This window comes from Photobacterium sp. GB-56 (assembly GCF_003026105.1).
In the GTDB taxonomy this organism is placed as follows: Bacteria; Pseudomonadota; Gammaproteobacteria; order Enterobacterales; family Vibrionaceae; genus Photobacterium.
This window is the reverse complement of sequence record NZ_PYNW01000003.1, coordinates 373302-396449: the sequence shown is the minus strand read 5'-3', so window position 1 is coordinate 396449 and position 23148 is coordinate 373302. Positions and strand designations below refer to the sequence as shown.

Genomic DNA, 23148 nt, shown 5'->3' with positions numbered 1-23148 from the left:
AACAACAGCTTATGATAGTAATTACCTTTCATTTTGCAGTCATATAAAAACTATGCGCTATTCATTTTTTACAGCAAGTCTTATCACGCTTCTCTTTTCAAGCTCACTTATGGCAATGCCTGATGGTGATGCCACCCAAGGTGAAATAAAAACGCCGAGCTGCCGTTTTTGTCACGGTAGCAATGGCATTGCACCACGCCCAGATTACCCGAATCTAAAAGGCCAAAATGCAGAGTATTTATATAACTCAATGCAAGCATATTTAAATGACAGCCGCACTGGGGGGATGTCGTCAATGATGAAAGCCCAACTTAAAAATTTATCTGATCAAGATATCGCCGATATCTCTGAATACTATTCACAAATGAAATAATCGCGCTCAACGTCAGTCGTCCTTCAATCTGAGTAGAACGACTGATTACTTATTAATCATACAAATCAATTGCCGTGTTTTATAACGGAAAAAACATCATAGGCAGACTATCTTTGTGGTAAGTTGAGATTAAAGCCTAGAATGAGAAACTAAAAATGAAAATCTTCAGTAACTTTGAAAGTGGAAGTATTAACGTTGTTAAAGCGGATAGCAAAGACGACATTCAGTTAACTATTCCTAACGATAATAACTCTGAACTTCATCAATGGTTCCACTTCCGTTTAGAAACAGAAGCTCAACAACCGCATAACTTTACAATCCTAGATCTGGCAAATTCAGCCTACCCTGAAGGCTGGAAAGGCTATGATGTCGTTGCTTCTTACGATCGTGAAGAATGGTTCCGCATTCCAGCTGAATTTGATGGCGATAAATTAACCTTCAGCGTGATCCCTGAAAATGAATCAATGTATTTTGCTTACTTTGCACCATACAGCTATGACCGCCATCAAGATCTTCTTCACCTTGCACAAAGCCACTACAACTGCCGTTTAGAAACATTAGGCCACACACTTGATAACCGAGATATGAGTCTATTGGTTATTGGTGATGAATCAACCGCTGAAAATAAAAAGAAAATATGGGTGATTGCACGTCAGCACCCAGGCGAGACAATGGCTGAATGGTTTGCTGAAGGTCTTATTCAACGTTTACTGGATGAAACCGATACTGTCGGTCGTGCTTTACTTGAAAAAGCCGTTTTCTACATTGTGCCTAACATGAACCCAGATGGTAGTGCGCGTGGTCACCTTCGCCTAAACGCGATTGGTGTAAACCTTAACCGTGAATGGCAAACACCATCACTAGAAAACAGTCCAGAAGTTTTCTACGTGCGTGAAAAAATGTTTGAAACAGGTGTGGATCTCTTCCTTGATATTCATGGTGATGAAGCGATTCCTTATAACTTCGTTGCGGGTTCAGAAGGGATTCCATCTTATGATGCTCGCTTTGAAAACCTTGAAAATATGTTCAAGCAAGCACTGCTAACAATTACACCAGAGTTCCAAGTTGAACATGGTTACGATAAAGATAAGCCCGGTGAAGCAAACCTAACAGTCGGCTCTAACTGGGTAGCAGAAGAGTTTAAATGTCTTTCTTACACCATTGAAATGCCATTTAAAGATCACAACAACCAACCAGACAGCTTATACGGTTGGTCACCAGAGCGAAGTGTGGCATTTGGTAGCGACACACTCGCAGCGGTGTTAGTCGTCATGGATCACTTACGCTAATAACTCGTCAGTAATAAATACATAAAGCGGTCACCTTGATCTGACCGCTTTATTACTTATTTTGCTAACATCGGATAAGTAAAGAAAATCAAATGCGTCAAATTAAACATAAAGTGTACTAACACAGCTACCCATAAACGCCCTGTCAGATAGAAAGCCAAGCCGTAACATAAACCGGCAAGACCTGCGAACACAACTAGCAACATGCCACCAGCTATATGTGCAAATCCAAACAGTAAGCTAGCAACAACAAGCCCGATTACCCAACCGAAACGCTTCGATAAACCTTGTTGGATAAAACCGCGAAAAAGTGCTTCTTCTGCTACACAAGTAAACAACAAGTTGTTTAATACAAATAACCACAACCAATGTGGTGTCGAAAAAGAAAACTTTAACGCTCCTAACCCCGCAGCAATAGGTAATAACGACAAGCATCCCATCACAACTAAAGCGAGTACTTTAAAATTGCAAGTTTTGTTACTCCCTAACAATGCTGGATAAGCCAATAACAAACCAAAGAAAACCAACGGTTTATCCAAATTTAAATACATAGTAAACGGTGTGCTATCAAGGCTAGCGTACACCTTATCTAGTACTTGTAGATTATCAAAACCGGGGATCGCGTGAGCAAAAAGCGCTAAAGACCAAATCAACATGAAGCTTAACCCAGCATAACGCCACTTCCCTTCTTGCTTCGCGGTGAAATACGCCACACAAAAACCAATCGCAACACCAGCGATAGCAATGATTGATAACCGCTCTTGAAATACCGCAGCAAGTAAAGCTAAAGTAACTAATACAGCAGTCAATAGTGTTTTACGATAAAACCCACTAACGACAGCGCATGCTAGTAAACCCCATATCCAAACTGTTGGTTCCATTTACTATTTCCATTCATAATAAGAGTTATTAACATCTAAATTATCAGAAAACATATCATACCCTGAAGAAATATTTGCTAACATCTTAATTTGAAAAGAAAATTAATGTTTTTTGATTTATTATTCGGTTATCTCATCCGTACCGTTCATCAAACGAGATCCACAATCAATGGCAAAAAATAAACCTATTATACACCTACACTCATACGGCATTTTCACCACTTGGGATGCAGACTCAAAAAAGCTACCGAAGATCAAAGAGTTTACCTTAGACATTCCAGCTGAAATTGATATTGAATTTGGCTTTACCGTTAATATAAAAAAAGCCAAAGGCGAAAAGGTTCATTACTGCATTTACCACCCCAACATCACTAATGACGACGGTGAAGTCTTAGAACCATTCGATGGGTATGTTTATGTTGGTAATAATGATTGGGATTTTTACCTTGGCGATACAATTTGGGCTCCCATCAGCAATAAAGTTGGCCCGTGGCGTATGACATTAGAAATGAATAACAACATAATTGCGGAAAAAACCTTCAATGTTTTCAATAATGATGAAGGGCAATTTTGGAAGCGTCGTGGACTTTAACCATTTTTGAAACAAAACTATTTCATTATTGGAATCTAACCTTGCTTCCTAATAATATTTTTTGAAACAAAGTTGTCACATAGTCGCTTTAACTTAGTCAGCAAATAACTAAGCCCCTAAAGGATACACATGACTAAGTCACTTCTTGCACTTTCATTAATTTTAAGTTCTGCGGCAGTATCTACATCGGCTATGGCTGCAGAACACATCGCCGTATCAGGTTCAACTTCTGTTACAGAGGTAATGGAAGTGTTAGGTGAAACCTACCATAAGAGCCACCCTGACGTATTTATTGACATCAACGGTACGGGTTCAACTGCAGGCATTAAGTCTTCAATCGAAGGTGTAAATGATCTAGGTATGGCTTCACGTAACCTATCAGCAGAAGAGAAAAAAGCAGGATTGGTTGAAACGGAAATTGCTCGTGACGGTATTGCTGTTGTTGTTAACCCAAAAAACCCGGTTAACAACCTAACAAAATCGCAAATCGAGCAATTATTTAAAGGTGATGTTACCCAATGGTCTCAAGTCGGTGGTAATAGTGACCCTGTAGTTGTAACAACACGTGAAAATGGTTCTGGTACTCGAGGTGCGTTTGAAGAGTTAATGGAACTAACCACAAAAATTAACGGCGTTAAAGTGTCGACTATCAGCCAACGCGCACAAGTTGCGAGTGGTAATGGTATTGAAAAAACAGTCGTTGCGAATAACAAAGATGCGATAGGTTTTGTGTCATTAGGTTCTATTGATAACTCGTTAAAAGCAGTTGAGGTAGACGGCCATAAAGCTTCTGTTGCAGATGTACTGAATAAGACTTACCCACTTTCACGTCCCTTCTTGGTGCTAAACCAACCGGGTAAACTAAAACCTGCAGCTAAAGAGTTCCTAGCTTGGATCATGTCGCCAGAAGGACAAAAAATCATTAAAGATAAAGGCTATATTGCAATGTCTTAATATATTTAAAAATCCACATTCCTTCTGTGGTAATGAATGAACTTTCCTCCCAGAGTACGTCAGTACTTTGGGTTGAAATATCCTCTCCAGCTGTATTTCCTGCCTCATTTTCTCCTATTCTTATCCTGATCCACAGACACCCAACAGTTCATCAAAAAGTTTGCGAAACCAGTGAACACAAGTGTTCGTAGCTATATTCATAAGGATTATTACTTCTATAAAAAATATACTCGTAAATTCATTATCGCTATCAAGAACAAATAGGGCGAAAATAAGACAGCTTCCCTTAAAAATAAAAAGAGAGAAAAGTTAACAATGAATATCGCTCAACTCCCCACACCAGCTTTGATCGTTGATTTCGACAAAATGAAAAACAATATACACGAAATGCAACAACGTATTAATGCTCTACAGTTAAATCTCAGACCGCACACTAAAGCACATAAAAGCCCCACTATAGCGAAAATGCAGATTGATGCAGGAGCACAAGGAATATGTACTGCGAAACTTGGGGAAGCCGAAGTTATGGCTGCCGGGGGAATTAACGATATTCTAATAACAACCCCTATAGCCGGAAAAAATAAGATTCAACGTTTAGTCAAACTTTATCAACAATATCCCGACTATCGCTTTATTCAGGTAATTGATCATAAGCAACATATCATCGATATCTCAGAAGCAGCAACAGATGCGGGAATTTGTATTGAATTAATGATTGAAGTAGAAAGTGGTCAACAACGTTGTGGCGTGGAGATAGGTGATGACTTAATTTCATTAATAGAAACAATTAACTGTTCTGATGGTGTAAGTTATGTTGGGTTGCAGGCATACAGTGGTCACTTGCAGCATATAAAAGGTTATCAAGAGCGAAATACTCAAGCAAGAACAGTCGTCGAAGATCTCTTTAATTACATTAATAACGTATTAACACCTAAAGGGCTGGCACCGGAGATTGTGAGTGGTGGTGGAACGGGCACATATGAAGCCTATCAAGGGCTAGGGTTTAGTGAAATTCAAGCAGGCTCTTACTTGTTTATGGATACTACTTATCAAGATATTGGTGATGAAAATGATCAGTATCAAAATAACCAATTTGATGTCACTCTAAAAGTATTAAGTACTGTTATTAGCCACCCTACCCCACAGCGAGCGATCATTGATGCAGGTATGAAATGTCTTTCTATTGATCTTGGCATGCCTAAAGTAGAAAGTGACGACATGCTTAGTTACAAATCGGGAGGAGATGAACATGGTATTATTCACCTCATTAATAACCATGAACCACTACAAATAGGCCAACAACTCATATTGCTTCCAAGCCATTGCGATACAACGCTAAACAATTTCAACACCTTGTATGCCGTAAGAGGAAGTGAAGTCATAGATCAATTCCCAATTATTGGCCGTGGTCGTTCTGATTAAACCTCTATTTAAATATCATAAAACGCAGCGTTTCACTCACGCTGCGTTGTGAGCAGAAAGGTAGCGCTAAAGTATGCTGTTAACGTAAATGTCTTTTACTGTACCTTTATTATCTGAAAACGATTTTACGCTCCCCCTCTATCTATGAAGTCAGTATCGAAGTTACCAATTGAAATTGGATACTCACAGCTCCACCAATGTTTAAAGGGAACATTTACATATCTATTATGTGTTTCCCTTTATATCCAACACTTTTCCAGACTTTTAACGAAAAGCTCACCCAAACCTTGTCATGTTTCTGCTAGTGTAAAAAACACAATTCGATTAAAATCGAAAACAGTATATCGATAAATTAATCATTTAGTTATCAAGGATAAAAGGAAGAACACATGGGTCTTTTTAATGCACTGTTAGGCAACGCTGGTGAAATGAGTATCGCTGATGCGACTGAGGAGCTATCAACCATCCTTGGTCCAAACGAAAATATTGAACTCGCATACAAACTTGTTCGCGATATGATCATTTTAACGGACTACCGCCTGATCCTTATTGATAAACAAGGTATTACAGGTAAAAAAGTAGAGTACCGTTCTATTGCTTACAAATCGATCACCATGTATGCCGTAGAAACAAAAGGCCACTTCGATTTAGATGCAGAATTAAAATTATGGATTTCTGGTCAACATGAACCACTGACTCTTGAGTTTAATGGCAAAACTAATGTCTACGCAATGCAAGGATTACTCGCGGCAAAAGTTGCCGGTAAATAACAGAACATAAGTAAAAAGCCTGCACTAATCAAAATAGATGCAGGCTTTATTATTAATTATCGTGACACACTAACTAGAGCATCTGCCAAGTGGTCGATATGCTTTTCTTGTAAGCCGGCAATATTTATTCGACCATCTCCTACCGCATAAATACCATATTGCTCACGTAGCGTTAAAATCTGCTCAGGCGTTAAACCTGTTACAGAGAACATACCTTTATGCTGTTCAATAAAATCAAACTGCTCACTACCACGTTGACGTATCGCTTGTGTTAGCCCTTGGCGTAGCGTCAAGATACGGCTATGCATGGTATCTAATTCATCTTTCCAGATATTTGTCAGTTTCTGATCATTTAAAATATCAGCAACTAAAGCCGCACCATGATCTGGTGGCATGGTATAACTTGAACGCGCTAAAGTAAGAATACGTCCTTTCGCTTTTTGTGCTTCTTGCTGACTATTACTAATAATAATCGCAGCACCCGTTCGTTCACGGTACAAACCAAAATTCTTTGAACAAGAAGTCGCGACAACCATCTCTTCTGTATTGTCAGCCATATACTTAAGGCCAGCACCATCTTGTTCTAAGCCATCGCCAAAACCAAGATATGCCATATCGACAAACGGCATAAAACCATTTTTGTTTGCCAATGCCGTAATCGCTTGCCAATCGGCAAAACTAATATCAGCACCTGTCGGGTTATGGCAACAACCATGTAATAACACCACATCTTTAGGGCCTGCTTTAGCCAGTTCGTTGAGCATCGCCTCGCTATTTACTTGCTTGGTTTCAGGATCGAAATACGGATAGAACTTCACCTTTAAACCTGCTGCTTCCATTACAGGTTTATGATTAACGTAGCTCGGATTGGTTAACCAAACGGTTGTATCAGGTTGTGCAACTTGAATAAGATCAGCAAGCATACGTAACGCACCGCTCGCGCCCGGTGTTTGCACCGCTGCAGCGCGAGAATGTGCCGATGTTCCTGAAAGTAAAAGATCCATCATCGACTGATTGAAGACTTCACTACCCGCTAACCCCACGTATGATTTTGTTGTTTGTGTCTTAATTAAGCGTTTCTCAGCAAGTTGAATCGCTTGCATGATCGGTGTTTCACCAAGGCTATTGCGGTAAACACCAATACCTAAATCTATTTTGTTGACACGCGGATCTTCTCGATATGCGATCGATAAGGAAAGAATAGGATCCAATTGGGCTGGAGAGAGCGATTTAAACATCAAATTAATTCCATTTATATAACAATGAAATTAAGTTATCACTTCATTTAATTAACGTCATTAGAAATAATGAAATCAAACATTAATTAATTGATTAAGTTAAGCATTATAACTTAATCAATTATCGTGTGTTGCATGTCTTACTTTAACATTTGGCTAGTTAAGTAACGCTTTCAACGAAGGGGCTTTTTCAAGGATCTGGTACAAACGCTCACTATGTTCTTTTAATAACTGACATGAGAGTTCAACATTACGCGATAATACTGCTTTCATCAGCGCTTCATGCTCACCATTGTCATGATATTGTTTCTCAGGTGATAAGTTCGCGCTTAATAAGAAATGTCGATAGCGTTCTTGCTGATCATAAACATTTGAGATCATATCAAGTATAAACTCAGAGCCTTCGCACGCAACAAGCGATAGATGAAACTCTTTGTGGCGTAGTTCCCATTCATCATAATCAAACAATACTGACTCAGGATCTAACCGGTTAAGCTTATGAAAAGCGGTTAAAACCTGTAATTCCCATGCTTCATCCCCCTTTTTAATCGCATCTTTTAACGCAACATGACCAAGCGCTAAACGTGCCTTCAAAATCCCACGTAACTCATCAAGTGAAACATCGGCAACCCAAAAACCTTTCTGCGGCTCCATCTTGACGTACTTCTGCCAAGTTAATTGCACCATCGCTTCTCTTAAAGGAGTACCGCCAACTTGATAGCGTTCTTTTAATTCACTCAATATCAGCTTCTGGCCAGCCTCAAACTCACCACATAAGATATCATGCCTAATCTGGCACATTACTCTATCGCTTATGGTTGCAAAATTATCTTTAGTCATACCAACCATCTAATCTTAATCATAAATAACACAATACAAATTCGGAATAATCCTATCACTTACATCTTACCGAATATTAAACATATCCACATTACGAAACATGGGATCCCCCCTGTTTTCAATGAAAACTTAATACAGTAATAATGAATAATAATTCAAACTTTATTCTATTCACAAAATAATGCTAGAACACTTTACCATTAAATAAGAGAAGTAATTATTCCTGACGTTTACTTTTTTTGTTCTAAAGATAGAAACTCACAATAGAGTCTGTATTTTTCACAATATAAATTAACAAGTTAACAAATCAATATTCACACAAATAAATTCTGCAATAGCATACAAGAAGGTTAAAAATACATATAAATGCGCTAAATGGCCAGTTTATTACCATAATGTTTAGAAATGACGGCTCTTCTTCATTTTATGCGCGGTATAGCGGTATTAATTTGAACACCACAATATAATCTTGCCCATTAATACCTAATTTCTCTTTTAAAACGATGACTTACCGAGCATATTCAATTATTAGCATCTTTATTATTAATGTACTTATGTTTAATTGGCACCCACAGCATAGTGTCTTTAGCTTTGCGCTTATTTTTTGGTCACTTCTGCCTCTGTTTAGTTTACATATTATTATTAAGCACTATGAATATTTTCATAACAAAACGCTCATCACTGTCCAATCATATTCTGCATGGTTGTTATTCTTTACATGGATTTCGATAACTTTTCTTTCTATTACAACACCTTATATTTTAAACATTATTAGCACATCACACCAATACTATATTTCATTTTACATTTTTTCCCCTGTTGTAATGTTATTTCTGGCGACAATAACCGGTCTATTCGCCAGCTTTTTAACATGGATTGTTAATCATCTCGCCATTAATGACCAAATATAACCACTAGGCATACATGCGCATATTGTATTCATTCATTATACAATTATTCCTAATTCGTAAATTGCTTAAAAATGCAAATTAAACAATCGGAATTTGGAATTAATTTCGCTTCACAAAATTACCGTTAGTCACTACCATAAAAATCGATTTTTGGACGTGGTAATTAAAAATATCGATATTTACCATGCTTTATAGCATTAGATGTTTTTATCTCATTACTGCTTAACTGATAGATTTTGAGGTCTACAATGGCTAGCTCCACCAACGCTTCTCCCGCTAAAATTGGCGTTTTCAGTTTCGTCATGATTACCGCTGCGGTTGTTATGAGTGTTCGTACACTCCCTATGACAGCGCAGCCAGGAATGATGACGATCTTTTTAACATTAGCTGCTGCAATCTGCTTTATGATTCCAACAGCACTTGTCTCCGCTGAACTTGCAACAGCATTCCCAGAAGATGGTGGTATCTTCATCTGGGTTCGCGAAGCATTTGGTGAACGTATGGGATTTATTGCAGTCTGGATGCAATGGATTCAAATGGTTTTTGGCATGACATCCATATTGATGATTGTCGGTGCAATTTTTGCCTATGCTTTTGACCCAGCGTTAGCACAAAATAAAATGTACATTCTTGCTGTTATATTAGTGGTTTACTGGGCATGTACATTGGGTAATATGCGAGGTGTTAAAACACTGGGTTGGGTATCCACTCTGTGTGTAATTTTAGGTGTATTCTTACCTTTCTTTGTACTTGTAGCTTGTGCTATCGCTTACCTTGTTGGTGGTCACCCAATTGTTACTGACCTTTCATTAACAACTGCAAACCTTATTCCTGATTTATCAAATAAGGGGACTTGGGCACTATTCATTGGCTTCGTATTCGTTGTTATGGGTATGGAAGTGTCAGCATCTAACGTTTCTCACGTTAAAAATGCTGAACGTAACTACCCTATCGCAGTGTTCTTAGTTGCATTATTTGTGGTTATCGTTTCTGTTGTAGGTTCTTTTGCAATCTTCATCGGTATTCCAACTAAGCACATTTCAATGACAGCAGGTCTTATTCAAGCATTCCAAACTTACTTTGATATGTGGGGGCTAGGCTGGTTAACACCTATCATGGCTATATGTATGGCTATCGGTCTTGCAGGTCAAGTTAACTCTTGGGTTTTAGGCCCCGTTCGTGGTCTTCAAGCAACAGCAAACGCTGGTGCACTACCTAAAGTACTTCAAAAGACAAATAAAGAAGGTGTACCTGTTAACCTTATTTACTTACAAGCTATCCTAATCTCAATCGTGGGTGTGCTTATTTGTGTGATGCCTAACGTAGATTCTTTCTACTTTATGCTTCTAGGTCTAACATCTCTTGTATATATCGTTGCTTACTTACTGATGTTCTCTGCTGCGATTTACCTACGCTATAAGCGTCCAGACGCACAACGTAGCTTTACAGTTCCTGGCGGTAACATTGGTATGTGGATCTGTTCAGGTTTAGGTATTGCTACATGTTTACTTGCAGGTTACTTCGGCTTCCAAGCACCATCAAGCTACGACGGTACTGCAAACAGTTACTTTAACTTCCAATTCTTTGGTTTAGTTATCATGATTATTATTCCAATTATTGTTTACGCTTGGGGTAAATATTCAAACCGAGCTAAAGCGGATAATGCAACGCCAGTAACTCACACAAACTAAGTCTTATTTATCATCAAATAAAAAGACAAAACAAATAAACAGGAGAAGTAGTTGTTCCCTATTCTACTTCTGCTTCTCCTGATGGTTGCACTTTATTTACAGCCCAGTTTTAAACCATTATTTGTTAAAACTAATTTAATTTTCTTTCTGACATATTTTTCACCGAACAGATAAATATAAACAGAAATAGTATTTCTATATAAAGATAAAATAGGTTTTATTATGAGCGAAAAAATGAATGTGGACGCACTTTTCCTAGGTCCTAAATCAGAAAACCAAGTATTCTTCAAAGAAATGATGGATTACGCAATTAGCGAACACATGCATTGGCGCTCAGACTTCCACCCAGAAGATGCACCTATGCTAAACCCTGTAATGCAACACCAACCAGATTTCCGCGATACACTTTATCGCACAGAAGGTATCTTACAGGGATTATCTGCACGCCTTAAAACTAAATCAGTGCCTTGGTTCTCTCCTCGCTATTTAGGCCACATGAACGCAGATACACTAATGGTATCAAACCTTGCATACGTGATGACCATGCTTTACAACCCAAACAACTGTGCACATGAAGCCTCTCCTGTGACGACAGAGCTTGAGTTAGAAGCAGGTCATGACCTATGCCGCATGTTTGGTTACGATGTAAATAAATCATGGGCGCACATTACTTCTGGCGGTACTGTTGCTAACTACGAAGGTGTTTGGGTTGCTCGTAACCTTAAAACAATGCCTCTAGCAATCGCTGCATGCGACAAGTCAAAAGACCTTGTTGAAGGCATGACTGAGCATCAACTTTTAAACATGAAATCTAAAGATATTTTAGATCTTACTGATGAGTTGAAAAAACGCGGTATCTTTGAAGAAGTTCGTGCATTAACAGCACGTGGTGTCGGTGTTGATGCCGGTAAACTTGGTAAATTCCTTGTTCCACGTTCTAAGCACTATTCATGGATGAAAGCAATGGACGTACTTGGCCTAGGTCAAGAGCACATTGTGCCACTAGACGTTGATGGTAACTACCGTACAGACGTTGAAAAAATGCGTGAAGTAACCTTCAAATTAATGGAAGAAGGTACACCTATCTTAGGTATGGTATCTGTTGTGGGTACTACCGAGGAAGGTTCTATCGATGCAGTTCATGAAGTGATAAAACTTCGTAAAGAGTGTGAAGAGAAATACGGTTCATCTTTCTACATTCACGTTGATGCTGCTTACGGTGGCTATGTACGTTCTATGTTCCTTGATGACAACAACGAATTCATGGAATACGACGCTTTAATCGAACGTTATCGTAGCGATGACATCATTCCTGAAGGTGTTATCTGGCCAAAACGTGAAGTGTATGATGCATTCCACGCCATGTCAGAAGCTGACTCTATCACTGTTGATCCACATAAAGTGGGCTTCATCCAGTACGCAGCTGGCGCAGTGGCAATGAAAGACAAGCGTATTGTTGACTTGATTTCATACCATGCCGCTTACGTATTCGAAGAAGCGGGTGACGAGAACGAAGCGGATAAGCAAGTTGTTCTAGGTTCATCAATCATGGAAGGTTCAAAAGCAGGTGCAACTGCTGCTGCAGTATGGGCTGCTCATCGCCTAGTACCACTAACTGTAAGTGGTTACGGTCATGTGATTGGCCGTGGTATCGTGACGGCTGACTGGTTTGCGAAGAAACTCGCAACGGCTGAACCATTTGTTATTGACGGTCGTCGCTTTGAGGTTCGCCCTCTAATGCACCCTGACTTCCACATGGTCGACTTTACTTTCAAAGAAATCGGCAATGATAGTCTTGAAGCACACAACCACCTAAACCAACGTATTTACGAACTATGCTCTTACGCAACAGGCCGTACTTACACTAAAGACTTCCTAACTTCTTCTACTTCTCTATCAGAAGAAGAATACGGTCAAACTCCTCGTCTATACGCTGAGAGCCGTGGCTTTAGTGAAGACGAATGGAATACTGTAGGTTCTGTTTACATTCTTCGTTCAGCGGTAATGACTCACTTCCTACGTGATGAAATTCGTTTCAATAATTACTGGAATAACCTTCGTGATGTATTCACAAGTCTTCTAAGTGAAATTATTGATGAAGAAAATAAACAAAAACTAGCACATACTGCTGCTTAAAAAGGAAAATAAACGCCAGTCTTTAAAGACTGGCGTTCTTCTATATACGATGAAAGATATTAATATCTCGATTAATTATCGCCGTCTTTTTGTTATTGATGGCTAGTTAATTACGTCCTAATAACAATCTTATTAGGTATTTTTTCAGGATACACGTCATGAATAAAAAAGCTATTGGTGCGACACTGCTTATTTCTGGCACAATGCTCGGCGCAGGAATGCTTGCACTTCCGCTAATTTCTGCAGGCTTAGGTATTTATAATGCAATAATCTTATTAACCGTTTTATGGGCGGTAATGACTTATACCGGATTAATGTTATTAGAAGTATGTCTTAATTACCCAACCGGTACAGGTTTTGAAGCGATTGCTTATGATCTGTTTGGTAAACCTGGTAAATGGGTAATAAATCTATCATTATTATTGCTACTTTATGCTTTATCTTGTGCCTATATTGCAGGCGCATCCTCTATTTACAAGAGTGATTTAACCGATTATTTTCATATTTCGGTCCCCTCTCATATCATTGCGATTATATTTACGTTAATAATTGCAACCATTGTATTTATTAGCACCAAAGCTGTTGATATGGCTAACCGCGTTTTATTTAGTACTAACATTGTTATCTTTTTTACACTTGTTATTACTATTATTCCATTCATTCATGGTCGGTTTTTAGTCAATATCCACGATTCATCCAAATATGCCTTAGCTGCTATTCCTGTTTTCATTACTGCCTTTGGTTTTCATGGCAGTGTTCCAAGCATGGTGAAATATATTGGCCGTGAAAATCCTAAAACATTACGGAATGTATTTATCGCTGGCGGTTTAATTCCTCTGGTCGTTTACATTGTTTGGGAAGTAACCATGCTCGGCTCGTTACCTCGATTTGGTAACCATAGTTTTCAATATATTGCACAGCATGGCTCAAATGTTGGGGTAATGCTTCAACAAATGCAGATATTCATTCAAGAAAATAGCATAATTTATCTAATTGGTGCTTTCTCATCCATCGCAATGTTCACTTCTTATCTATGTGTTTCATTGGGACTATTTGATTCATTGGCAAGTACCTTTAAACATGGTAATAATACCAAAGATAGATTAATTACTGCGGTACTATGCTACTTGCCACCCTTGGTTTTCACTCTTGTGTACCCGAATGGCTTTGTTCCTGCTTTAGGTGCCGCTGCAATTTTCTTGACTATATTAGCGATTCTATTTCCTGTTCTTGCCCTTAGAAAACTTCGTGGTAAACAACATCAAATTGAATATAATGTCGCAACAAATAATATCGTATTATTTGTTGTGGGATTAATTGGCCTACAAGTCATAATAAACCAGATACTGACATTGAATAATGCCGTACCTATTTTTAATTAAACGTAAATAAAATGATTATTGGAGAACACATGAATCATTTGAATTTAATTCAAGAGCTTAAAGATCGCGGTCTGATCGCTCAAATTACGGATGAAGAAGCTTTAAGCGAACGTTTAGCAAAAGGTCCGATTACATTATATTGCGGCTTTGATCCAACGGCTGATAGTTTACACCTAGGTCATCTGGTTCCTCTACTTTGCCTTAAGCGCTTCCAAGAAGCGGGTCATAATCCAGTAGCTTTGGTTGGCGGCGCTACTGGTATGATTGGAGATCCAAGCTTCAAAGCGACTGAGCGTTCACTTAACACTTTAGATACAGTTGCAGGTTGGGTGACAAAAATCCAACGCCAAGTTTCTCCTTTCTTGGATTTTGACAATGCAACAAACCCTGCCCGTATGGTAAATAACCATGACTGGTTCGGTAATATGGATGTTCTAACATTCTTACGTGATATTGGTAAACACTTCTCTGTAAACCAAATGATCAGCAAAGAATCTGTTAAGCAACGAATTAACCGTGATGAAGTAGGTATCTCTTTTACTGAGTTCGCATACAGCTTGCTGCAATCTTACGACTTCGCAAGTATGAACAAAGAAATGGGGATGGAACTACAAATCGGTGGTTCTGATCAATGGGGTAACATCACGGCAGGTATCGACCTTACTCGTCGTATGAACCAGCAGCAAGTGTTCGGTATGACAGTACCGCTAATCACAAAATCTGATGGTACTAAATTTGGTAAAACTGAAGGTGGTGCGGTTTGGTTAGATCCAACAAAAACAAGCCCATATAAGTTCTACCAATTCTGGATGAACACTGCAGATGCTGACGTATATCGTTTCCTACGCTTTTTCACTTTCCTTTCTGAAGAAGAAATTCAACAGATTGAAGAAGCCGATCGTAACAGTGGCAAAGCACCTGAAGCACAACGTATTCTTGCTGAGCAAGCAACGCGTTTAGTTCACGGTCAAGAGCAATTAGAAGCGGCACAGAACATTACTCGCTGCCTATTTGAAAACGATTTAGTGCACTTATCTGAATCTGATTTTGCTCAACTAGCGCAAGATGGTATGCCAAGTGCTGAAGCTGAAAATGGCGATGATTTACAACAAGTGCTAGTTAAATCTGGTCTTGCAAGTTCTCGTGGTCAAGCAAAAACACACATCAGCTCAAATGCAATCATGGTTAATGGCGAGAAAGTAAGCGAACCATTCTATGAGTTTACAGACGCTGACAAACTCTTTGGTCGCTACACTCTGATCCGCCGTGGTAAAAAGAACTACAGCCTGATCGTTTGGGGCTAATGAGTATTAAGTTAGCTGATAGCATCAGCTAACTTATCGATTTATGCCAAATAAGCGTTATGTAGATTCACAATCGGTTCGCTCCCGCATTCATGTGAAGCTATGTCTTATTTGGCATTTTCATTGCCGTAATCCTGTTCAAACTTCTCTCATTTCACTTACTTTCCTCTTTTTTATCTCTACTTTTATTGATTTAGCCCCCCATCATCTCGCCATTATTCCTATTAGAGTACTGTGTATTCCTCCTATTTAGTGGTTAGAAGCAATATGACAACAATTAATCAAAAACGCCTTATTTCTCATTTTATTGATCTCATCAAAATCGATAGCGAATCAAAAAACGAAAAGGCGATTTCACAAGCCTTAGCAGAACAACTCGGACAGTTAGGTTTCAGCGTTGCTAAATTACCTGTGCCTGAAAACATTTCTAATGGTTTTAACCTTTATGCCAAGCTTGAGGGTGAACTTGAAGATAGTATTGTTCTAAGCTGCCACATGGACACCGTAACGCCAGGCAATAGTATTGAACCGATTATTGAAGATGGGGTTATTCGTTCAAAAGGCGACACCATTCTTGGTGGTGATGATAAATCGGGAATTGCTGCCATCATCGAAGCGGTACGTACCATCAAAGAAAACAACAAAGCCCATAAAACAATAGAGCTGGCTTTTACTGTCCATGAAGAAGGTGGATTACAAGGCTCGAAGCATTTTGATATGTCATATATCACTGCAGATAAAGCTATTGTGCTTGATTCAGGCGGTGCTATTGGTGCGATTGTAACGAGTGCTCCCGGACAGCAAAGCTTAAAAGTGACTATTAAAGGTAAACCCGCTCACGCAGGACTTGCACCTGAAGAAGGTATTAATGCACTAACAGTCGCGTCTGATGCTGTGATGAATATGAAATTAGCGCGTATAGATCATGAAACAACCGCTAACATTGGCATTGTCTCTGGTGGTCAAGCAACGAATATCGTGATGCCTGAATTGTATCTTGCCGCTGAAGCGCGTTCACTTAACGATGATAAGCTTGCTACACAAGTTCAGCATATGGTTGATGTATTCAACACAACAGCAAACAAGCATAACGCGCAAATAGATATTCAATCTACACGCTCTTATAACGCCTACTCTATTGCTGATAATGACCCACATGTTATTGATATCATGGCTAGCTTTAAAGAAATGGGAATAGCACCATTTACCAAGTCTACCGGTGGCGGTAGTGATGCAAATATCTTTAATGAGAAAGGATTAAAAACTGTTAATTTATCAACCGGTATGAGCAAAGTACACACTACGGAAGAATTTATTACCGTCGAAGATATGACCAATATAACTGAGTTTTTATTTACTTACTTGACACAAAAATAATATTTCTATTAATAGCTTCTATCATTTTAGATAGAGGCTATTTAATTCCTAAAGAAATACCCTTCCCTCATTCAGCTTTTATTCAGTGTTTATTAATGCTCTCTCTGTATGATGTTGTAATAATTATAGTGTGATGAGGAATAAACCATGAAACAGACAATGAATAATGCCATCGACAAAGACATTTTTATTACCGCACTAAATGAATGTTACCGTCGACTGAATGATGCAAATCTAACCGTTAAAGATCTATCGAAAGAAGGCTTCACCTTACTCTTTAAATCTGCATACAAAGCAGTCACTACCAAATAAAGCAGGCTTAACTTCGTAAAAAAGCACTTTTGCCTGCTATTAATGAGTAATATTTTGAAGCAATTAGCCGCGATAGTAACGTTGAGGTACAAACGGCATTTTCTCGATTGTCATCGGTAATTTTTTACCGCGTACTTCAGCGTAAATTGTTTCACCAAGCTGATTTGATTCAGGTTGAATATACCCCATTGCGACAGGAATACCTTTTGTTGGGCCAAATGTTCCACTCGTTACAATGCCAATTTCATTATCTTCAGCATCAAACAACTTAGTCCCTTCTCGTACAGGCGCTTTTGATTGCCCCACTAACCCAACACGTTTTCTTGGAGCCTGTTTAGTTTGTAGTTGCTCTAAAATAATATCAGCGCCGGGGAAACCACCTTCACGTTCACCACCAGCACGACGACTTGGCGTAATTGCCCACATTAAGCTGGCTTCAAATGGCGTTGTTGTAGGGTCAAGATCATGCCCGTATAAACATAATCCGCACTCTAATCGTAGTGAATCTCTCGCACCAAGACCAATCCATTCCACCTCATTAAATGCCAGTAACGCGCGAGCTAACTCTTCGGCTTTATCATTCGGCACAGAAATTTCATAGCCATCTTCACCCGTATAACCTGAACGGCTAACATAACATTCAACATCTAATAACGTCACTTTAGCCGCATCCATAAACACCATATCGCTAACCACAGGGGTTAATTCAGCGAGTACCATCGCAGCTTTAGGGCCTTGTAAGGCAAGTAGTGCGCGATCTTCAATCACTTCTAATTCAACACCATCTGTTAAATTAGCTTTTAAATGGGCAATATCTTGTTCTTTACAGGCCGCATTCACGACAAGAAAAAGATGATCACCAAAATTTGTCACCATTAGATCATCTTCAATACCGCCATTTTCATTGGTAAATACGGCATAACGCTGTTTACCTTCAGGTAAATCAACAATATCAACAGGTACTAAGGTTTCTAATAATGCCGCGGCATGTTGCCCTTTTAAGCGTACTTGCCCCATGTGTGATACATCGAACAACCCAGCAGAATCACGACAATGTATATGCTCTTTTTTTACTCCTAAGCCATATTGCACAGGCATATCATAGCCAGCAAATGGCACCATTTTCGCTCCCATTTCAATGTGTAAGCCATGTAATGGGGTCTGCTTAAGTTGTTGAGACATAGTTGCACTCCGTTATCTAGTTGGTATCCATGTAAATGGTAACGTAATTGTAAAACTGGTTGATGCTATAAACCGTTCGATGACACTAAGATGCCGTCACCCAAAGAATTAATGCATCTTCTTCACTAACAGATGTCAGCATGTGGCCCATTGTCGCGTCGTAATAGGCTGAATCCCCTTCGACTAAATGAATCGGCTCATAAAACTCAGAGAAAAAAGTGATTTCACCTTTTAATACCAGTAAGAACTCCTCGCCGTCATGGCGGATCCACTCGCTATAATCATCAAACGATCGTGCACGCACGTGCGATTTAAACGGCATCATCTTTTTATTTGTTAATTGCGTAGCAAGCAGTTCATGTTCATAGGTTGAAGTGGGATGAGGTCGACCTTCACCATAGCGCGTAATATCACGTCTACCCGAGGCGGTGATGGTTTTCGGTGGTTCAAAAAGTTGTGGGATGTCGATAGCCAAGCCTGTAGCGAGTTTCTGCATCGCTTGAAACGTCGGAGATATTTGCTCATTTTCAATCTTTGACAAGGTTGAGCGTGCAAGTCCTGTACGCTTACTGGCTTCTTCAAGGGTTAGACCTAAAGAAACACGAATTTCTTTTAGCCTCTCACCTAACTTTAAAGGCGCAATATGCTCTGCGGCTTGAGTTTTTTCGATCCGCATCGATGGATAAACATCGTGGATATATTCATCTGTCATATCACTTCCTTCTTCAGCTCAGCCGCCACAACTCTCGACCTCCATCATAGTTTCTTATAGGAAACTTAATAAAACTCACATCACAAAGTCATGATCTTTTTAAAAAAATGTTACCTATGAGGCATACATTATCGTTAAATCCATTTATAAATAGGTAATATTATGGATTTAGTGATGAAAATCAGCGTTTATTAACTAAATTTAAACTTAGTATAACCATGTTAGAAACAAATAAACATGACAAATAGCAAACGTTTGCGTAGAATCGCACAATAGATATTGAAAACGTGTTCCACTATAAGAAACTTTTATCAAATAACCATATAACCGGTGGGTTAAGGAGTACAAACATGGAATCAACATTAAAGTTTACCAGTAGCCACGAATGGATCCGTGATAACGGTGATGGAACAGTGACAGTTGGTATTTCTGATCATGCGCAAGGTTTATTAGGCGATGTGGTATTTGTTGATTTACCTGAAGTTGGTGATACAACAGATGCTGGTGATGCCTTCTCTTTAGTGGAATCAGTAAAAGCCGCTTCTGACATTTACGCCCCTATCACAGGTGAAATTGTTGCGATTAATGAAGATTTAGAAGACAGCCCTGAACTGGTTAATGAAGAACCTTATGAAGGCGGCTGGATTGCAACCATCAAACTTAGCGATTCTGATGAATTGGCAACATTAATTGATGCTGAAACCTATCTTGCTTCAATTGAAGAAGACTAAATTATAAAAACAAAGATCGGGTACAGCACTCGATCTTTGTTGCTTTGCCATTTACAGCATTACCGATGAATACCCCTAAAGCCAGACACTGGTAATTAGGACAACGTTCAGGAAAGAACCATGACCAATACTACTTTTCTTCAAGCCCTCAGTGACGATAACGATTTTTCACATCGCCATAATGGCCCTAATGCACTCGAGCAACAGCGAATGTTAGAAACTATAGGTGTTGGTAGTATTGACCAGCTTATAGCGCAAACTGTTCCTGCTTCCATTCGTTTAACAGAGCCGATGACATTACCACAGGCACAAAGTGAAGCGGCAATGCTGGCAGATCTTAAGCAGATCGCTGGCAAAAATATCATCAATAAAAGTTATATTGGTCAGGGTTATTACAACACGTTTACCCCAAATGTTATTCTTCGCAATGTATTAGAAAATCCAGGTTGGTATACCGCTTATACCCCTTACCAACCAGAAATATCTCAAGGCCGTTTAGAATCTCTGCTTAACTATCAGCAAATGATCATGGATCTAACCGCCATGGAGCTGGCTAATGCATCACTGCTGGATGAAGCTACTGCCGCAGCAGAAGCCATGACGCTATGTAAACGCGCGGGCAAAAACAAAAGCAATGCGTTTTTCATCTCAACCGATCTTCACCCACAAACTATTGATGTTGTCATTACACGTGCAAAATACGTTGGCTTTGAAATCATTACAGGTAGTGCAGAAGATCTCGCGAAACACGATGTATTCGGTGCTTTACTGCAATACCCTGCCAGCAACGGCGAATTACAAGATCTAACCGACATCATTGATGCGGCACATGAGAAGAAAACACTCGTCGCGGTAGCATCTGATCTACTGGCATTAACGGTATTAAAAGCACCGGGTGAAATGGGCGCAGATGTGGTTATTGGTAGTGCGCAACGCTTTGGTGTGCCAATGGGCTTTGGTGGTCCACATGCTGGCTTTATGGCAACCAAAGATAAACACAAGCGTACGATGCCAGGTCGTGTCATTGGTGTATCTAAAGATGCCAAAGGCAATCAAGCACTGCGCATGGCAATGCAAACCCGTGAACAACATATTCGCCGTGAAAAAGCGACATCTAACATTTGTACAGCGCAAGCACTGCTTGCCAACATGGCAGCGTTTTATGCCCTGTACCATGGTCCTGAAGGCTTGAAGAAAATTGGTCGTCGTGTTCACCACTTTACTGCCGTTTTAGCTGCTGGCTTACGCAATAATGGTTTTGAACTAGAAAACCAACACTTCTTCGATACGCTAACAATCAAAACAGGATCTCAAACTGACGCGCTATATCAAAAAGCGCTTGATGCCGGTATCAACCTTCGTAAATACAGCGATAAGTTGGGTATCAGTATTGATGAAACCACCCTTGCAGAAGATATCGAGCAGCTACTTAGCTTATTTACCAATCAAGATCTTAAAGTGTCGATGTTCAGTGATGACATTGCCGCAGATGAATTCGCTGCTATTCCACCTGCGTGTCGCCGAAGCAGTGCATACTTAACCCACTCTGTGTTTAACCGCTACCATAGCGAAACACAAATGATGCGTTACATGAAGCAGCTAGAAAACAAAGACTACTCATTAACTCACGGCATGATCCCATTGGGTAGCTGTACCATGAAGCTAAATGCAGTAGCCGAAATGATCCCAGTTACTTGGCCTGAATTTGGACAACTGCACCCATTTGCGCCACAAACACAAACATTAGGCTATCAAGAATTAGCTAAAAACCTCTCTGAAATGCTGTGCTCAATCACAGGTTATGATGCGTTCTCGCTACAACCAAATTCTGGTGCACAAGGTGAATATGCAGGTCTAATCGCTATTCAGCGTTACCATGAAGCCAATGGCGATAGCCACCGTAATGTTTGTTTGATCCCAAGCTCTGCGCACGGTACTAACCCAGCGTCTGCGGCGATGGTTTCGATGAAAGTGGTTGTGGTTGGCTGTGATGAGTTAGGTAATATCGATATTGATGATCTAAAAGCCAAAATCGAAAAACACCGTGATGCACTGTCATGTATCATGATCACCTACCCGTCTACCCATGGCGTGTATGAAGAAGCAGTACAAGAAGTGTGTGATCTTGTCCATGAAGCTGGCGGTCAGGTTTACCTTGATGGTGCTAACATGAACGCGCAAGTAGGTTTAACTAGCCCAGGCTTTATTGGTTCAGATGTTTCTCACTTAAACCTACACAAAACCTTCTGTATTCCTCACGGTGGCGGCGGCCCAGGTATGGGACCTATTGGTGTTAAATCGCACCTTACACCGTTCTTACCGGGACATGTTGAAGATACAAATAGCGATGAACTGCAATATGCCGTATCTGCGGCAGCATTAGGTTCAGCGTCTATTTTACCTATCTCTTACGCTTACATTGCGATGATGGGAGAACAAGGTTTAACCCAAGCCACTGAACTTGCTATCTTAAATGCAAACTACGTGATGGAACGTCTTCGCCCACACTACCCTGTTTTATACCGTGGTACTGAAGGTCGTATTGCACACGAATGCATTATAGATTTACGCCCGATCAAAGATGCCTCTGGCATTTCAGAAGAAGATATCGCAAAACGATTAATGGATTATGGCTTCCATGCGCCAACCATGTCGTTCCCTGTTGCTGGTACATTAATGATTGAACCAACCGAATCTGAAGACATTACAGAGCTGGATCGCTTCTGTGACGCGATGATTGCGATTAAAGAAGAAATCAACCTTGTTCAGTCTGGCGAGTGGCCATTAGACGATAATCCACTGGTTAACGCACCACACAGCCAAGTTGATATGATGGAATCAGAGTGGAACCACACTTATAGCCGTGAAGTCGCTTGTTTCCCATCAGCACACACCAAAGCAGCGAAATACTGGCCAAGTGTTAACCGTGTTGATAACGTATTTGGCGATCGTAATCTTGTGTGCTCTTGCCCGAGTATTGAAAACTATATTGAAGACTAGAGCTTATTTGAAATAACGAATTACGTTCGTTAACTTATTACAAAATTAAAA

General features: G+C 39.7%; 19 protein-coding genes. 14 read left to right on the top strand and 5 right to left on the bottom strand.

Annotated features, from left to right (window positions below; all coding sequences use genetic code 11):
• Positions 1–52: 52 nt before the first annotated feature.
• Together C9J42_RS06270 and C9J42_RS06265 are read left to right on the top strand one after the other, a co-directional pair.
• Entirely contained in the window at positions 53–373 is a 321-nt protein-coding gene (locus C9J42_RS06270) for a cytochrome c (RefSeq protein ID WP_107208424.1), read from the top strand.
• Between the two features lie 155 nt (positions 374–528).
• Positions 529–1662 carry a M14-type cytosolic carboxypeptidase gene (locus C9J42_RS06265; protein WP_107301793.1) on the top strand — a complete coding sequence of 378 codons (1134 nt, stop codon included), beginning with the start codon at positions 529–531 and terminating at the stop codon, positions 1660–1662.
• 56 nt (positions 1663–1718) lie between these two features.
• Here C9J42_RS06265 and C9J42_RS06260 read toward each other — a convergent pair whose 3' ends face one another.
• The gene (locus C9J42_RS06260) at positions 1719–2543 is read right to left on the bottom strand and encodes a CPBP family intramembrane glutamic endopeptidase (protein ID WP_107288037.1); all 825 of its coding nucleotides are present in this window, start codon (positions 2541–2543) and stop codon (positions 1719–1721) included.
• 169 nt (positions 2544–2712) lie between these two features.
• Between C9J42_RS06260 and C9J42_RS06255 the strand changes: the two genes are divergently transcribed.
• The 4 genes from C9J42_RS06255 (at position 2713) to C9J42_RS06240 (ending at position 6281) form a co-directional block, all read left to right on the top strand.
• Positions 2713–3135: a DUF3859 domain-containing protein gene (locus C9J42_RS06255; RefSeq protein ID WP_107208421.1), complete on the top strand. Its 423-nt coding sequence runs from the start codon at positions 2713–2715 to the stop codon at positions 3133–3135.
• A gap of 129 nt (positions 3136–3264) precedes the next feature.
• The gene (locus C9J42_RS06250) at positions 3265–4089 is read left to right on the top strand and encodes a phosphate ABC transporter substrate-binding protein (RefSeq protein ID WP_105062077.1); all 825 of its coding nucleotides are present in this window, start codon (positions 3265–3267) and stop codon (positions 4087–4089) included.
• A 315-nt stretch (positions 4090–4404) separates the two neighbouring features.
• Positions 4405–5511, top strand: a complete 1107-nt coding sequence (locus C9J42_RS06245) for a DSD1 family PLP-dependent enzyme (protein ID WP_107301792.1) — start codon at positions 4405–4407, stop codon at positions 5509–5511.
• 389 nt (positions 5512–5900) lie between these two features.
• Positions 5901–6281 carry a PH domain-containing protein gene (locus tag C9J42_RS06240; protein WP_107208419.1) on the top strand — a complete coding sequence of 127 codons (381 nt, stop codon included), beginning with the start codon at positions 5901–5903 and terminating at the stop codon, positions 6279–6281.
• A gap of 56 nt (positions 6282–6337) precedes the next feature.
• On the opposite strand, the gene C9J42_RS06235 is transcribed toward C9J42_RS06240, so the two are convergent.
• Together C9J42_RS06235 and C9J42_RS06230 are read right to left on the bottom strand one after the other, a co-directional pair.
• Complete coding sequence (locus tag C9J42_RS06235; RefSeq protein WP_107246064.1) at positions 6338–7519, bottom strand: amino acid aminotransferase; 1182 nt, start codon at positions 7517–7519, stop codon at positions 6338–6340.
• A 156-nt stretch (positions 7520–7675) separates the two neighbouring features.
• Positions 7676–8368 (bottom strand): FCD domain-containing protein, encoded by a 693-nt coding sequence (locus C9J42_RS06230; RefSeq protein WP_107208417.1) that lies wholly within the window; start codon positions 8366–8368, stop codon positions 7676–7678.
• A 1150-nt stretch (positions 8369–9518) separates the two neighbouring features.
• On the opposite strand from C9J42_RS06230, the gene C9J42_RS06225 reads away from it, so the two are divergent.
• From C9J42_RS06225 to C9J42_RS21605, 6 genes are all read left to right on the top strand, one after another.
• Positions 9519–10961 (top strand): APC family permease, encoded by a 1443-nt coding sequence (locus C9J42_RS06225; RefSeq protein ID WP_107301791.1) that lies wholly within the window; start codon positions 9519–9521, stop codon positions 10959–10961.
• Positions 10962–11183: 222 nt separating this feature from the next.
• Positions 11184–13097, top strand: coding sequence for a pyridoxal-dependent decarboxylase (locus tag C9J42_RS06220; protein WP_107208415.1), 1914 nt, complete (start codon positions 11184–11186; stop codon positions 13095–13097).
• A gap of 158 nt (positions 13098–13255) precedes the next feature.
• Positions 13256–14479: an amino acid permease gene (locus tag C9J42_RS06215; protein WP_107208414.1), complete on the top strand. Its 1224-nt coding sequence runs from the start codon at positions 13256–13258 to the stop codon at positions 14477–14479.
• Between the two features lie 29 nt (positions 14480–14508).
• The gene (gene tyrS / locus C9J42_RS06210; RefSeq protein WP_107208413.1) at positions 14509–15783 is read left to right on the top strand and encodes a tyrosine--tRNA ligase; all 1275 of its coding nucleotides are present in this window, start codon (positions 14509–14511) and stop codon (positions 15781–15783) included.
• Positions 15784–16050: 267 nt separating this feature from the next.
• Positions 16051–17160: a M20/M25/M40 family metallo-hydrolase gene (locus tag C9J42_RS06205; RefSeq protein WP_107261835.1), complete on the top strand. Its 1110-nt coding sequence runs from the start codon at positions 16051–16053 to the stop codon at positions 17158–17160.
• 147 nt (positions 17161–17307) lie between these two features.
• Positions 17308–17472 (top strand): hypothetical protein, encoded by a 165-nt coding sequence (locus C9J42_RS21605; RefSeq protein ID WP_199187161.1) that lies wholly within the window; start codon positions 17308–17310, stop codon positions 17470–17472.
• A 63-nt stretch (positions 17473–17535) separates the two neighbouring features.
• Here C9J42_RS21605 and gcvT read toward each other — a convergent pair whose 3' ends face one another.
• Positions 17536–18654 carry a glycine cleavage system aminomethyltransferase GcvT gene (gene gcvT, locus C9J42_RS06200; protein WP_107301790.1) on the bottom strand — a complete coding sequence of 373 codons (1119 nt, stop codon included), beginning with the start codon at positions 18652–18654 and terminating at the stop codon, positions 17536–17538.
• Between the two features lie 85 nt (positions 18655–18739).
• Complete coding sequence (locus C9J42_RS06195; RefSeq protein ID WP_005365619.1) at positions 18740–19366, bottom strand: helix-turn-helix domain-containing protein; 627 nt, start codon at positions 19364–19366, stop codon at positions 18740–18742.
• Between the two features lie 350 nt (positions 19367–19716).
• Here C9J42_RS06195 and gcvH point away from each other — a divergent pair, with 350 nt between their 5' ends.
• Positions 19717–20097: a glycine cleavage system protein GcvH gene (gene gcvH, locus C9J42_RS06190; RefSeq protein ID WP_107208410.1), complete on the top strand. Its 381-nt coding sequence runs from the start codon at positions 19717–19719 to the stop codon at positions 20095–20097.
• 120 nt (positions 20098–20217) lie between these two features.
• A complete protein-coding gene (gene gcvP / locus C9J42_RS06185) occupies positions 20218–23097 on the top strand; it encodes an aminomethyl-transferring glycine dehydrogenase (RefSeq protein WP_107301789.1) in 2880 nt (959 codons plus the stop codon).
• Positions 23098–23148 lie beyond the last annotated feature (51 nt).

Excerpts from the sequence above, each read along its gene's own strand:
- C9J42_RS06205 (WP_107261835.1), top strand. The coding sequence starts at position 16,051 with ATGACAACAATTAATCAAAAACGCCTTATTTCTCATTTTATTGATCTC.
- C9J42_RS06270 (WP_107208424.1), top strand. The coding sequence starts at position 53 with ATGCGCTATTCATTTTTTACAGCAAGTCTTATCACGCTTCTCTTTTCA.
- C9J42_RS06245 (WP_107301792.1), top strand. The coding sequence starts at position 4,405 with ATGAATATCGCTCAACTCCCCACACCAGCTTTGATCGTTGATTTCGAC.
- C9J42_RS06220 (WP_107208415.1), top strand. The coding sequence starts at position 11,184 with ATGAGCGAAAAAATGAATGTGGACGCACTTTTCCTAGGTCCTAAATCA.
- C9J42_RS06265 (WP_107301793.1), top strand. The coding sequence starts at position 529 with ATGAAAATCTTCAGTAACTTTGAAAGTGGAAGTATTAACGTTGTTAAA.
- C9J42_RS06255 (WP_107208421.1), top strand. The coding sequence starts at position 2,713 with ATGGCAAAAAATAAACCTATTATACACCTACACTCATACGGCATTTTC.
- gcvP (WP_107301789.1), top strand. The coding sequence starts at position 20,218 with ATGACCAATACTACTTTTCTTCAAGCCCTCAGTGACGATAACGATTTT.
- C9J42_RS06250 (WP_105062077.1), top strand. The coding sequence starts at position 3,265 with ATGACTAAGTCACTTCTTGCACTTTCATTAATTTTAAGTTCTGCGGCA.
- C9J42_RS06195 (WP_005365619.1), bottom strand. The coding sequence starts at position 19,366 with ATGACAGATGAATATATCCACGATGTTTATCCATCGATGCGGATCGAA.
- C9J42_RS06235 (WP_107246064.1), bottom strand. The coding sequence starts at position 7,519 with ATGTTTAAATCGCTCTCTCCAGCCCAATTGGATCCTATTCTTTCCTTA.
- tyrS (WP_107208413.1), top strand. The coding sequence starts at position 14,509 with ATGAATCATTTGAATTTAATTCAAGAGCTTAAAGATCGCGGTCTGATC.
- C9J42_RS21605 (WP_199187161.1), top strand. The coding sequence starts at position 17,308 with ATGAAACAGACAATGAATAATGCCATCGACAAAGACATTTTTATTACC.
- C9J42_RS06215 (WP_107208414.1), top strand. The coding sequence starts at position 13,256 with ATGAATAAAAAAGCTATTGGTGCGACACTGCTTATTTCTGGCACAATG.
- C9J42_RS06225 (WP_107301791.1), top strand. The coding sequence starts at position 9,519 with ATGGCTAGCTCCACCAACGCTTCTCCCGCTAAAATTGGCGTTTTCAGT.
- gcvH (WP_107208410.1), top strand. The coding sequence starts at position 19,717 with ATGGAATCAACATTAAAGTTTACCAGTAGCCACGAATGGATCCGTGAT.
- C9J42_RS06260 (WP_107288037.1), bottom strand. The coding sequence starts at position 2,543 with ATGGAACCAACAGTTTGGATATGGGGTTTACTAGCATGCGCTGTCGTT.
- C9J42_RS06240 (WP_107208419.1), top strand. The coding sequence starts at position 5,901 with ATGGGTCTTTTTAATGCACTGTTAGGCAACGCTGGTGAAATGAGTATC.
- C9J42_RS06230 (WP_107208417.1), bottom strand. The coding sequence starts at position 8,368 with ATGGTTGGTATGACTAAAGATAATTTTGCAACCATAAGCGATAGAGTA.
- gcvT (WP_107301790.1), bottom strand. The coding sequence starts at position 18,654 with ATGTCTCAACAACTTAAGCAGACCCCATTACATGGCTTACACATTGAA.